At 38.4% G+C, this 12,254-nt stretch carries 14 protein-coding genes; 5 read left to right on the top strand and 9 right to left on the bottom strand.

The window, feature by feature from the left end:
- A partial coding sequence (locus ACH0CI_RS04180; protein WP_406900897.1) for a hypothetical protein occupies window positions 1-539 on the bottom strand: 539 nt, incomplete at its 3' end.
- A 165-nt stretch (window positions 540-704) separates the two neighbouring features.
- Here ACH0CI_RS04180 and ACH0CI_RS04175 point away from each other — a divergent pair.
- Window positions 705-2,132: a cryptochrome/photolyase family protein gene (locus ACH0CI_RS04175; protein ID WP_406900896.1), complete on the top strand. Its 1,428-nt coding sequence runs from the start codon at window positions 705-707 to the stop codon at window positions 2,130-2,132.
- 239 nt (window positions 2,133-2,371) lie between these two features.
- Window positions 2,372-3,577: an ATP-binding protein gene (locus tag ACH0CI_RS04170; RefSeq protein ID WP_406900895.1), complete on the top strand. Its 1,206-nt coding sequence runs from the start codon at window positions 2,372-2,374 to the stop codon at window positions 3,575-3,577.
- A gap of 36 nt (window positions 3,578-3,613) precedes the next feature.
- Here ACH0CI_RS04170 and ACH0CI_RS04165 read toward each other — a convergent pair whose 3' ends face one another.
- A complete protein-coding gene (locus ACH0CI_RS04165) occupies window positions 3,614-4,108 on the bottom strand; it encodes a metal-dependent hydrolase (protein ID WP_228459494.1) in 495 nt (164 codons plus the stop codon).
- A gap of 107 nt (window positions 4,109-4,215) precedes the next feature.
- The gene (locus tag ACH0CI_RS04160; RefSeq protein WP_165573659.1) at window positions 4,216-4,383 is read right to left on the bottom strand and encodes a hypothetical protein; all 168 of its coding nucleotides are present in this window, start codon (window positions 4,381-4,383) and stop codon (window positions 4,216-4,218) included.
- A gap of 123 nt (window positions 4,384-4,506) precedes the next feature.
- Between ACH0CI_RS04160 and ACH0CI_RS04155 the strand changes: the two genes are divergently transcribed.
- Entirely contained in the window at window positions 4,507-4,749 is a 243-nt protein-coding gene (locus ACH0CI_RS04155; protein WP_047749929.1) for a hypothetical protein, read from the top strand.
- A gap of 36 nt (window positions 4,750-4,785) precedes the next feature.
- Here ACH0CI_RS04155 and ACH0CI_RS04150 read toward each other — a convergent pair whose 3' ends face one another.
- The 3 genes from ACH0CI_RS04150 to gabT form a co-directional block, all read right to left on the bottom strand.
- A complete protein-coding gene (locus ACH0CI_RS04150; RefSeq protein WP_028411357.1) occupies window positions 4,786-6,210 on the bottom strand; it encodes an NAD-dependent succinate-semialdehyde dehydrogenase in 1,425 nt (474 codons plus the stop codon).
- A gap of 31 nt (window positions 6,211-6,241) precedes the next feature.
- The gene (locus ACH0CI_RS04145; RefSeq protein ID WP_335708201.1) at window positions 6,242-7,612 is read right to left on the bottom strand and encodes a sigma-54 interaction domain-containing protein; all 1,371 of its coding nucleotides are present in this window, start codon (window positions 7,610-7,612) and stop codon (window positions 6,242-6,244) included.
- Window positions 7,613-7,760: 148 nt separating this feature from the next.
- Complete coding sequence (gene gabT, locus ACH0CI_RS04140; RefSeq protein WP_028411359.1) at window positions 7,761-9,116, bottom strand: 4-aminobutyrate--2-oxoglutarate transaminase; 1,356 nt, start codon at window positions 9,114-9,116, stop codon at window positions 7,761-7,763.
- A gap of 276 nt (window positions 9,117-9,392) precedes the next feature.
- On the opposite strand from gabT, the gene ACH0CI_RS04135 reads away from it, so the two are divergent.
- A complete protein-coding gene (locus tag ACH0CI_RS04135) occupies window positions 9,393-9,818 on the top strand; it encodes a DUF2621 domain-containing protein (RefSeq protein WP_028411360.1) in 426 nt (141 codons plus the stop codon).
- Between the two features lie 30 nt (window positions 9,819-9,848).
- Here ACH0CI_RS04135 and ACH0CI_RS04130 read toward each other — a convergent pair whose 3' ends face one another.
- The 3 genes from ACH0CI_RS04130 to ACH0CI_RS04120 form a co-directional block, all read right to left on the bottom strand.
- Entirely contained in the window at window positions 9,849-10,340 is a 492-nt protein-coding gene (locus ACH0CI_RS04130) for a CcdC family protein (protein WP_335708388.1), read from the bottom strand.
- A gap of 104 nt (window positions 10,341-10,444) precedes the next feature.
- Window positions 10,445-11,002, bottom strand: a complete 558-nt coding sequence (locus ACH0CI_RS04125) for a DUF2179 domain-containing protein (protein WP_013058767.1) — start codon at window positions 11,000-11,002, stop codon at window positions 10,445-10,447.
- Window positions 11,003-11,213: 211 nt separating this feature from the next.
- The gene (locus ACH0CI_RS04120; RefSeq protein WP_033579815.1) at window positions 11,214-11,921 is read right to left on the bottom strand and encodes a cytochrome c biogenesis CcdA family protein; all 708 of its coding nucleotides are present in this window, start codon (window positions 11,919-11,921) and stop codon (window positions 11,214-11,216) included.
- Between the two features lie 139 nt (window positions 11,922-12,060).
- On the opposite strand from ACH0CI_RS04120, the gene ACH0CI_RS04115 reads away from it, so the two are divergent.
- Complete coding sequence (locus ACH0CI_RS04115; protein ID WP_013084718.1) at window positions 12,061-12,237, top strand: aspartyl-phosphate phosphatase Spo0E family protein; 177 nt, start codon at window positions 12,061-12,063, stop codon at window positions 12,235-12,237.
- Window positions 12,238-12,254 lie beyond the last annotated feature (17 nt).

Genomic DNA, 12,254 nt, shown 5'->3' with positions numbered 1-12,254 from the left:
CCGTGCATTGGCGGCATTCCTCCATGCATCGGCATTTGACCCATTCCTCCGTGCATTGGCGGCATTCCACCTTGCATTGGCATTTGACCCATTCCCCCGTGCATTGGCGGCATTCCTCCATGCATCGGCATTTGACCCATTCCTCCGTGCATTGGCGGCATTCCACCTTGCATCGGCATTTGGCACATTCCTTCATGCATTGGCGGCATTCCACCTTGCATCGGCATTTGACCCATCCCTCCGTGCATTGGCGGCATTCCTCCATGCATTGGCATTTGATCCATCCCTCCATGCATTGGCGGTAGTTCTCCGTACATTGGCATTTGATTCATGTCTTTTTGCATAGTTGGCATTTGACTCATTCCGCCATGCATCGACGGCATTCCGTCTTTCATCGGCGGCATTTCTCCGTGCATCGGCATTGCCTGCATTTCCTTTGCAGAAGGCATCGGCGGCATTTTAGCAGGCTTAGGTGCTGCTTGCATATATGGATTGGATATCGGTTGTCCGGTTTGTTTCATTCCATACGAATTTCTCATTTTTAAGGGCTCCTTCCCATTCTCTTACTCTGTTTACGTTATTCTTTTTACCATCAATCTGAAATTCGTCCATAAGAAAATAGGCTTTCTACACATTCAAAATTGTAGAACGTATAAGAAAAAAGCTATAATCGAGGCAAATTGCAGATAGAAAGGTGGCACATGATGAATAAAACCATTATCGTATGGATTCGAAAAGATTTTCGGCTGGTTGATAACCCAGCTCTATTTCACGCAACTAAAGAAGGAATGGTTGTACCTGTTTATATCCATGACGACCATGAAGAAAACTCAATGGGAAGTGCAAGTAAATGGTGGCTTCACCATGCGCTAAATGACTTTAAAACTTCGATCGAACAAATACAAGGAACGCTAATTGTACAAAAAGGAAACCCTAAAGATGTGTTGCAAAAATTACTCCATGAAACGAATGCGCAAGATATTTATTGGAACAGACGCTATGAACCACATGCGCTAAAAAGAGATAAAGAGCTTCAAGGTTTTTTTTCAGAGCAACAAATAAATATTCGCACATTTGAAGGATTTCTCCTTCATGAACCTTGGAAAATCACAAAAGAAAATGGAGATCCTTATAAAGTATTTACAGCTTACTATAAAGCTTCTCAAAAACATGCCGTATCTTCTGCTGTAAAAAAAGTTACTTCCATACAGGCCTTCTCTAAACCAATTGAATCTCTTTCCGTCTCAGATCTCGATTTACTTCCAAGCATCCCCTGGGACGAAACGATTAAGTCGACGTGGGAAGCTACGGAAAAAGGCGCTGTTAATGCCTTTAAAACGTTTTTAAAGAAGAAGTTGCTTCACTATGAAAAAGGACGAGATTTTCCCGCTGAAGCATTAAATTCATTTCTATCTCCTTATTTTTCTACAGGACAGCTCTCAGTTCGAGTCCTTTATCATTATTTGAGAACTAAAGCAGAAAAAGTAAGCTCTGATGCCTTTGACCATCAAGCTGAAATGTTTATTCGTCAACTTGTATGGAGAGATTTTGCTTATCAGCTGCTTTATCATTTCCCACACACTACAAGTGAACCGCTGAATGAAAAATTCAAGCAATTTCAGTGGGCGGACGGCAAAGAAGAGCTTCAAGCTTGGAAAAATGGAAAAACCGGCTATCCCCTTGTCGATGCCGGAATGCGGGAGCTGTGGGAAACAGGGTTTATGCACAATCGAGTTCGAATGGTAGCTGCTTCCTTTTTAGTAAAGCATCTTTTAATTCATTGGAAACACGGAGCCAATTGGTTTTTTGATACCTTAGTAGATGCAGATTTAGCTAACAACACAATGGGCTGGCAGTGGGTTGCAGGCTCGGGAGCAGACGCCGCGCCATATTTTCGTATCTTTAATCCAACTGCTCAATCAGAAAAATTTGATAAAGAAGGAGAATATATTAAAAAGTGGCTTCCAGAGCTTAGAGATCTGCCTTCCTCCTACATTCATAAACCTTGGGAGGCTCCAGCAGACGTATTAGAAAAAGCAAACGTTACGCTTGATAAAACATATCCGACTCCAATTGTTGATCATAAAGCAGCTAGAGAGCGTGCGCTAGAGCATTATCAAGACATCAAATAAGAGGTGAATAATACCTCTTATTTGATGTCTTGATTTTTTAAATGTGTAAAAATTCCCATTTCGCATCTATTTGCAACTAAAAACATGTATTTGAAATCCATTTATAGGGTTTTCAAGCCCAGTTTCCCTCTCTATAGCACATTTGATTTTTCATATTTTTTCCTATAATTTGAATATATAATAATGATTATATGTGCTTGAGAACTCTCTCACTGCATAGATCTGATTGGAGTGATTCGATGCCCGTTTGTCCTTCTTGTAACTATAAGGAAGATTATAATTTTTGCAGAATGTGCGGCACTCAAGTTCGTCACACCTTCACCAACCAAGAAGATCAGCTTTTTTATCCATTAAAAGGTCGAATCATTGCCGATGACAATGAACCAAAGCATCAAGCTATTTTATCTCATACCCATGATTTAGTATGTGCTATTACTGAAGATGGCATTTATGAATACGCTTCTCCTTCTTACGCTAAAACATTAGGGGTTTATCCTGATGAACTTATTGGACAACATGTGCTTATCAATGCGTATCCTGAAGACAAGCACCTAATCTCGACTATTTTAGCTAACATGAGCAAAACAAAAGATGCCTCCACATTTGAATACCGGAAGTTTCACGTGAATGGCACCATCGTTTTATTAGAATGTAAAGGCGCTCCAATTATCACAGCTACTGGAGAAATCGAAGGGTTTGTATTTATCTCACGAGACGTAACCGAGAAAAGACAAGCAGAGAAAAAGATCCAGAATTCAGAAAAACTCTCTGTCATTGGTCACCTTGCTGCAAGTATCGCACACGAGGTTAGAAATCCTTTGACAACCATTAAAGGGTTTATACAACTGTTCAGTGAGACACAGCAGCCGAAAGAAACAATGGTTTATCGAGATCTCATTCAGCACGAACTCTCACAAATTGAACATATTATCGCAGAATTTATGAGCTTAGCTAAACGAGAGTACGCTTATACAGAAAGCCTTATTATGACAGACTTGCTAGATGAGGTATTAAAGCAATTTGAACCAGTTGCCGAAGTCAAAAACATCCACATCATTCGCCATTATCCAAAAGAATATCCCCTGCTCATTAGTGGGCAAAAAACACAGCTAACCCAAGTATTTATTCATATTATACAAAATGCCATTGATTCTATGGAAAGCGGCGGCAAGCTGGCTGTATCGATTGAAAAATCAGCTAGAGAAACGCTATGCATTGTGATAAAAGATAGCGGATGTGGAATTGACTCAAAGCGTATCCCTCATATAGGAGAGCCTTTTTATACAACAAAAGAACGAGGAATAGGCCTGGGACTAACCATTTGCAACAAAATTATTAACGAGCATAATGGTTTGTTCCACGTATCAAGTGAAGAAAATGACGGCACAAGCATTACCATTACCCTGCCTATGAAAACGCCTGAACTTTATGTGGTAGAAGTGTAAAAGAAGCCATCTAATTTACTCAGATGGCTTCTTTCTTTAAAACAGCTGGGTGTACAGCTGATACTTATAAAGCATATAGAAACTTCCTATCACTGCCAGGTAAAAGATGAGAGTCTCTGCTCCACCACCTGTTTCATATGTTAAAGGAGGCTTAAACTTCTTCTTGCTAAGAGGAGAGAAAAAAGGTACCCCTCGTTTAGAAAAGAAATCTCCAAGAATATGAAAAGCGTATCCATAGGCTATCCCTAATGTAAAATCGTTGTTATACATCGTATGTAAATAAAAAATAAGTCCACTTGCAAGAATAGAATGCGTGATACCTCGGTGTCCAAAAATAGATTTAATGACTTTTGCGAGACCAAGAGATCTTCTACCAATATATGAATTTGGTTCATCTATATCAGGAAGCAGCGCTCCAATCGCAATGCCTACAACATAAGGAAATGTAAACGAAGCGTCTCCTGTTATAGCCACACCGGCACCGGCAGCAATCGATGTTGCAATATGTGTGTGATATCTCAAATATGCCACCTTCTTTCTTTTTCAACTTAAGGCAAGCACCGTAACCAAAATCATACATATGTTCGCCCAACGTTAACTATAAGTGAAGGTGGTAAAAATGTCAAAATAATCTATAGTTATGTAAACTGCATACCGACTAACCCGATAAGCATCACAAGAAAACTAATAAGAGTACCCTTTCCATTTTTCTTTGCTCTTCCATCTTTTTTGACAATGGAATAAATCCACGTACTCGAATACACAGCGAATCCAAGAAAACCAAATAACGTAATATATGTAAACATGCCGAAACTCCTTTGCTTGTCATTACTATTAACTATACGAGATTTTTTCAAAAAAACAAAGTAGTATGACGGCTTGTTTAATATCTCTTTCTTTTTCTTATACTAAGAAGAGGAGGGATGGCTATGCACCAAAAGCAGTTGGAAGATATATTTGACTTTTATGGACTGAGCGAGGTTTATCGAGGCAAATTTGAAGATGTTGAACACCACTGGTTATTTAAAGACGCCGAACCAACTATACTAGAAGATTTTTTTAATTCTCACGATTGCGAAGACCTTGCATGCTGTACTCTTGAGGAGTTTTGTTTTTCATTCATGAATTTTCAATCAATCCATGCACAAATTCCCCACGTGTACTATTACTAAAAAAGTGATTTCGCAGGAAAGCGAAATCACTTTTTATTAAAAGCCTAAAGAAATATATTTTACTTCTAAATATTCTTCAATTCCGTAATGTCCGCCTTCACGTCCAAGTCCACTTTCTTTAAAGCCGCCAAACGGCGCTTGTGGTGTAGAAGGTAGTCCATCATTTAGTCCTACAATACCATATTCTAAAGCTTCAGCAATACGAATAGCTTCTGAAATATTTTCAGTGAACACATAAGCTGCTAATCCGTAAGGCGAGTTATTTGCACGGCGAATAACTTCTTCTTCTGTTTGATACGTCGCAATTGGAGCAATCGGTCCGAATGTTTCTTCGTACATACAAAGCATATCATCCGTTGCACCATCTACAACCGTAGGCTCAACAAAAAGTCCGCTTCCCTCTTCGCGTACAGCCCCTCCAGTTAAGACGTTTCCACCTTTTGCTACAACATCATCTAAGTGGCGCTTTACTTTTTCTAACGCTTTTTCATCGATTAAAGGTCCGATATCCGTACCTTCTTCTAAGCCGTTTCCGACTTTTAGCTGACTAACAGCCGCTGCAAACTGCTCTGCGAACGGTTTAGCAATAGACTCGTGCACGTAGATGCGGTTTGTACATACGCATGTTTGACCAGCGTTACGGAATTTAGAAGCAATTGCATTTGTTACTGCTTTATCTAAATCAGCATTTGCCGTTACGATAAACGGAGCGTGTCCTCCTAATTCTAAAGACACTTTTTTAACCGTATCAGCTGCTCCGCGCATTAATAGTTTACCTACTTCTGTAGAGCCCGTAAACGATAGTTTGCGTACGCGTCCATCCTGCAGCCACGCTTCTCCAATTGCTTTTGCATCTCCTGTAACTACATTCATTACCCCTTTTGGAATACCTGCTTCCTGCGCCAGCTCTGCTAGACGAAGAGCCGTTAGTGGCGTTTGTTCTGCCGGTTTAATAACCGCTGTACATCCAGCTGCTAAAGCTGGCGCTACTTTACGCGTAATCATAGCTGCTGGGAAGTTCCAAGGTGTAATAGCTGCCATAACTCCCACAGGCTGCTTATGAGCAAATAATCGTTTATTAGGAGAAGAAGCTGGAATTGTTTCTCCGTAAATGCGTTTTCCTTCTTCTGCGTACCATGAAACGAATCCGTTGGCATAGCCAATTTCACCTTTTGCTTCTTTAAGAGGCTTACCTTGCTCGACTGTCATGATTTCAGCCAGTTCATCGGTGTGTTCTTCGATCAGCTGATGCCATTTAAATAATAATTTACCGCGCTCTTCTGCTGTTTTTTTAGACCATGTTTGAAACGCTTCATAAGCAGCATCTGCTGCTAGCTTTGCTTCTTTTTCTCCGCCTTTTGCAACGGTAGCTACTACTTCATTTGTTGCTGGATTTACCACTTCGTATGTATCATTTGCCGAAACAAATTCTCCGTTAATATATAAGTTTGCTTGCTTCATATTTCTTCACTCCCTGCTTAAATTTATCTACTCACTGTTCGGTACTGTCCGACACATATTTTCGAATTTTACGGCTCGCTTGTGATTGACTAATACCAAGCTGTTCGGCTACTTTGTAAGATGACCTATGCTGTTCAAACGCCTTGATGACCATTTCTTTTTCCACATGTTCAATCATTTCAGGAAGCGTATGCACAGGTGGATCGATAGCAAACTCTTTTGCAAATGGCAAGTCTTTAAGCGTAATCATTTCTTCTCCTGTAACAACCAGACGCTCAATGATATTTTCCACTTCGCGAACGTTTCCTTTCCATTCCTGCCCTAAAAATGCATCTAATGCCTTTGGTGATAAGCGTACATTACGTTCGTATACCGTATTAAAATGATGAAGAAACTGATAGACAAGAGGCAGAATATCTTCTTTTCGCTCTCGTAAAGGTGGGATTGTAATTGGCACCACGTTAAGTCGATAGTACAAATCACGTCTAAACTTTCCTTCTTCGACCATTTGCTCCAGGTTTTGATTCGTAGCAGCAATAATTCGTACGTCTATTGATACTGCTCTTGTTGAGCCCACGGGACGAATTGTACGGTCTTGCAGTACATGGAGCAACTTACTTTGTGCTGAAAGAGAAAGTTCACCAATCTCATCTAGAAAAAGCGTGCCTTCGTTCGAAAGCTCAATGATCCCTTTTTTCCCTTCGCGAAATGCTCCAGTGAACGTACCGCCTTCATAGCCAAATAGCTCTGACTCAATAAGCTGTTCAGGAAGCGCTGCACAATTAAGCTCATGATACGGCTGCTGTTTTCTTGTACTAAGCTGATGAAGCAGTTTTGCTACTCTGCTTTTTCCTACCCCTGTTTCTCCAAGTAAGAGAACGGTTGTATTTACAGAAGCAACTCGTTGAATGGTTGAAAAAACTTTTTTCATCGCTTCGCTTTTTGTTACGATTCCTTCTAAATCTACGGATTCGTTTAACTCTTTTTTATAGTTTTCAAGCTGTTCTTCCATCTCTTCTACTTTTCGTTTTAATTCCATTAAGTCTGTGAGATCTCGAGAATAGCTAATAACACTTTTCAATTGCCTATCATTGGTAAATACTGGTCTGGTCCGCACATGAAGATATCGGCCTGAGTTTGTTTTTTGAACCAATTCAATTGCTTGATTAGATTCAATCACCTTTAACGTGGCCGAAGGATAAAAGATGCCCATTTCCTGAAGTTCTTTTACGTGCTTTCCAATAAAATCTTCCACTTTCAAAGCATAATTTTTTTCACACTCTGAATTTACAACTAATACATACCCATTTGCATCAGTTACAAAGATTTCATCAAATGATGACTCAAATATATCGTAAAGTTCGTCGTTAATTTGCTGAATCTGCTTTTTATGAATGGTCATTTGAATCACCTTTTCGTCAAAAAATAATTATTATTTTATTTTATCAGAAAATGAAAAATCTATAAATAGAGTGTCCAAACATATCCATTCTTTGTGATTCATGAAGAATGAGTGAAGAGTTCTCTCTTCACTCATGCCTCAATTTCTCTTATACTTCAACCGTTTGCTGCACGCTTGCTTCTAGTGCTGCTTCAAAAATAGCTAAGCCTTCTTCTAGCTGCTCATCTGTAATAACAATCGGCATTAAGATACGAAGAACGTTTCCGAATACTCCTGCGCTAAGCAGTAATAATCCACGTTTGTTTGCTTCTTTTACGATGCGCTGTGTAAGCTCTTTATCCGCTTCTTTTGTTTCGCGGTCTTTCACAAGCTCGATAGCAGACATAGCTCCTAATCCGCGGATATCACCGATACAGTCATATTTTTCTGCTAATTTTTCAAATCGTGATGTTACCACTTTTCCAAGGTACTCACCGCGTTCATTTAGCTTTTCTTCTTCAATGATATCAAGTACAGCTAAAGCCGCTTCACATCCAAGAGGGCTTCCGCAGTACGTTCCGCCAAGCTCACCAGGATTAGATTCATCCATGATTTCAGCGCGGCCGATGACACCACTAATCGGTACACCAGCTCCTAGTGATTTAGATACTGTAATTAAATCTGGTGCAACGTCAAAGTGTTCAATACCGAAGTAGCGGCCCGTACGTGCAAAACCAGCTTGAATTTCATCTGATACAAATAAAATTCCGTGCTCTTTACATAATTGATACACTTCTTGCACAAAACGTTTACCTGGAACAATGAAACCACCTTCGCCTTGAATTGGCTCCATTACAACAGCTGCAATCGTTTCTGGTGCTACTTCTGTATTTAAGAAGTTTTTGAATTCAGTGATCATAAACTCTTCGTATGCTTCAACTGATAATCCTTGTGGGCGGCGATACTCATAAGGATATGGAGCTTTGTATACTTCAGGAGCAAACGGTCCAAATTCGTATTTATATGGCTTTACTTTACTTGTCATTGTCATTGTCATTAATGTACGGCCGTGGAAACCGCGGTTAAATGAAATAATTCCTTGACGCTTTGTATATTTACGAGCAATTTTCACTGCATTTTCTACAGCTTCTGCTCCGCTATTTAAAAGTAATACTTTCTTGTCAAATTCACCAGGTGCAATTGCTGCTAATCTTTCTGCAAGCTCTACATATGACTCATACATCATGACATTAAATCCTGTGTGAATAAAACGGTCTACTTGCTTGTGAAGCGCTTCTTTTACTTTTGGATGACTATGTCCTACATTGATTGTGCCAATTGCCCCTACGAAATCAATAAACGTATTGCCATCGACATCTTTAACGATCGCCCCTTCAGCCGTATCAGCAAATGTCGGAATGCCATAACTTACACCTTTCGGAATGGCACGGTGTCTTCTATCTAATAATTGCTTTGCATTTTCTCCCGGTAAATTTGTTGCTACTTTGCTAAAAGTTTGACTCATTTTTTATCTTCCTCTCATATTAAATAATTCTTCAATTAGTTTATATGCAAAAAACGTGCCAACTTTTAAAAGGCTGAAAAATAAGCATTTTTAGATAATTCTAACGATAATTCACTTATCGATGAGTCAATATAAACTTATATATAAGTCAAAAATGACTCTCTTTTCACATAAAGTGCAGGAATTTTATATTGCCATAAAAGGAACAAGGCTTTTATAATAAATGTATAAATATAGTAATGTTATGATTAATCTCTTTATAAAGGAGTGAAAAATATGCTAGAGGGCTGGTTTTTATGGGTTATTTTATTTTGGGTTGTCTTTTTAATGAGCATGTTTGCTATCGGCGGATTTTTTATGTTCAGAAAATTTTTAAAGCGCTTACCAAAAGAAGACGGCATGTCTGAACTTGATTGGCAAGATCACTATCTTTCCAAAACCATTCACCTTTGGTCAGCGGATCAAAAGCAGCTATTAAACGTTCTTGTTGAACCAGTACCTGAACTATTTCGCGATGTGGCTAAACAAAAAATTGCAGGGAAAATTGGGGAACTAGCACTTGAGGAACAAGCCGCCTCTATAACAGAAGACTTAATCGTACGTGGATACATCTTAGCTACGCCTAAACGTGATCATAAATTTTTATTAAAAACATTAAAAAAGCAAAAAATAGATGCCGTCCCCTATCAGCATTTATTTTAAATCAAAAAGGTGGCTGCGTAGCCACCTTTTTTAATTTAATATCGTTGTATTTCCAAGACGATCATCGTGCAGCTTTCGTTCGAGCTTTTTGTACGATGTGTACATCGCAATGCGCCAAGGTACAATCATACCAAATGCTAAAATCCAGAACATACCGCCAAGCTGGCCAACATCAATTGAAGAACTTAAATATATTTTCATTGCAATTCGAATAATAAGCAAACCAATAATAATGAATGCAAAAGCTTTTGAACGCTTCAAGTAAATATGATCGTCACGAATTTCAAATTTAGACGTTTTAATTAACAGGATTGAGAAGATCATGCCTGCTATTAACGCCTCAAGCAGTTCTGCACCCGTTACTCGAAACATTGGAAAGATAAACATTAACGCTCCCGTACTCATAAAAAAAGGCGGAAGTATAATTTTTTTTGCATTCGTTGGTTTATCAGCAGCTTTCATTCGAACAACTAATATGAAAGAAGCCATAAAAATTGCGACAAGTGTTGAAGCAATAACCAATGAAATCCTTCCTTTACTATAGTTTAGTGTGTACTTATATTATAATCCAAAAAACATCAGAAGTAAAAGTGCAACAAAAAAACAGAAGAGGATCTCTTCTGTTTTTATTTAGTAGAGGTAATATCTGCTTTTGCTTTTTGCTTTTGTTTTTGCTTTTTCATTGCTTTTAGTAAGAACCCGCCTTTAAATTTACGAGGCTCGTATGAAATAATGAAAGCACGAGGCTCATATTCTTCAATGAATGCTAATAGCTCTTCTTCTCTACTTCTTTTTGTTAAAATGTCTAATCTATAGCGTGCACTGTCTCTTCCTTCACCTTGGTACACAGTAACACCAAAACCTTCTTGTCGAAGGCGGTTAATTAACTCTTCATTTTTGGTCATAAGGTTAACTAAGAATGTTGTATATCCGATAGCAAGCCTAGATTCGATATAACTTCCAAGTATAATTCCCACTCCAAATCCAACCGCGTATACAACCATAGCAAGCGTGCTTTGATCTCCTGAAAATACTAGGGATAAGCCAAATACATAAATTAACGCTTCAACAAATCCAAAAACCGAGGCATACATACTCATACCTTTGACTAAAAAAATTGTGCGCAGCGTCAAGATCGGTACATAGATCAGTTGCAAAAGCAAGATTAACAAAATATCTTTCAATTTATACACCTCTTTTTAACAATTAAAAATATGACGATTTCATTGTATCACTCCGTATTTATAGAAGATATAGTAAAAATAAATTTTTTCTATATATTTTTTCGAGTCATATTCTTGCTTATTTCCTAAGAGCTAAAATGAACGTTTGGTCTTTAAAAAACAAAAAAGAACCTGCCAACTTCCAGATTCTTTTTTGTATCATTTTCCCTTTTTAAAAGCCCGTAAACCCTCCAAATACGCTCGTTGTATAAATAATAATTTTTGTCATCCAGTCAAAATATAAAATAAACCCCATGCCAATCATTGCGTATCCGCCAACTTTCATCATGGAATTCATATGTTTTTTTAACCAGTTCATTTTTCCAATAAAGAATGTCATGATAAAGAACGGAATAGAAAACCCAAGTGAATACGTTATCATGTACAAAAGACCGGAGCCTGGGTTTGTCGCTGCAAGCGCCATAACCGATACTAAAATAGGTCCCGTGCAAGGAGTCCAGCCGGCAGCAAAAGCCATACCAATAAAAGAAGAACCTAAGAGTCCAGCCGGCTTATTGGCGAATTGAACTTTATGTTCCTGCATAAGAATTCGAGGCTTAAAAATCCCTAGTACAACTAGACCAAAGAAAATAATAAGAATAGCGCCAATCTGCCGAATTAAATCCTTATAGTTAAAAAACCACTGACCAATAAAGGATGTCGCAAAACCAATCATAATAAAGATAACAGAAAATCCCAGCAGGAAAAAAGCTGTGTGAATAAAAGCTTTGCGCTGATGTGACTTAGCGCCTTCCTTTAGCTCGCTGACTGATACTCCCGTTATGTACGATAAAAAAGCTGGATACAAAGGCAAACAGCAGGGTGAAATAAACGATAAAAAGCCTGCGCCAAATGCCAAAAATAAATTTAAATCTCCCACATTTCCCACTTCCCTTTTTTGTTCTTTTTGTTCTTTTTCGTTACCATTTTGTAACCAAATTGTCTTATCTCACTTCTTTCAAATAGTACCATTATCTTGTATAATTAGGTAAACGACTTGTTAGAAGGGATACATAGCATTGGCCAAAAAAGATATTCTATTAGCGATTGAAAAGAAACGAGAAGAACTCATCCGCATAGTCCGAGTAAGTGGATTAAACTCTCCACCTGCTATTAAACATAGTCAAGAATTAGATCATTTATTAAACGTTTACAATGAATTCCCTGCTCAAACAACAGAAACAACCTCTTCATGAAGGTTGTTTCTTTTTTT

Origin of the sequence: Priestia sp. 179-F W1.4 NHS (genome assembly GCF_045369295.1) — a bacterium.
Lineage (GTDB): Bacteria > Bacillota > Bacilli > Bacillales > Bacillaceae_H > Priestia > Priestia zanthoxyli.
This window is presented reverse-complemented; position numbering and strand designations above follow the sequence as displayed.

Coding starts and splice junctions, on each gene's coding strand:
- ACH0CI_RS04150 (WP_028411357.1), bottom strand. CDS start 6,210: ATGAAGCAAGCAAACTTATATATTAACGGAGAATTTGTTTCGGCAAAT.
- ACH0CI_RS04145 (WP_335708201.1), bottom strand. CDS start 7,612: ATGACCATTCATAAAAAGCAGATTCAGCAAATTAACGACGAACTTTAC.
- ACH0CI_RS04175 (WP_406900896.1), top strand. CDS start 705: ATGAATAAAACCATTATCGTATGGATTCGAAAAGATTTTCGGCTGGTT.
- ACH0CI_RS04155 (WP_047749929.1), top strand. CDS start 4,507: ATGCACCAAAAGCAGTTGGAAGATATATTTGACTTTTATGGACTGAGC.
- ACH0CI_RS04135 (WP_028411360.1), top strand. CDS start 9,393: ATGCTAGAGGGCTGGTTTTTATGGGTTATTTTATTTTGGGTTGTCTTT.
- gabT (WP_028411359.1), bottom strand. CDS start 9,116: ATGAGTCAAACTTTTAGCAAAGTAGCAACAAATTTACCGGGAGAAAAT.
- ACH0CI_RS04170 (WP_406900895.1), top strand. CDS start 2,372: ATGCCCGTTTGTCCTTCTTGTAACTATAAGGAAGATTATAATTTTTGC.
- ACH0CI_RS04160 (WP_165573659.1), bottom strand. CDS start 4,383: ATGTTTACATATATTACGTTATTTGGTTTTCTTGGATTCGCTGTGTAT.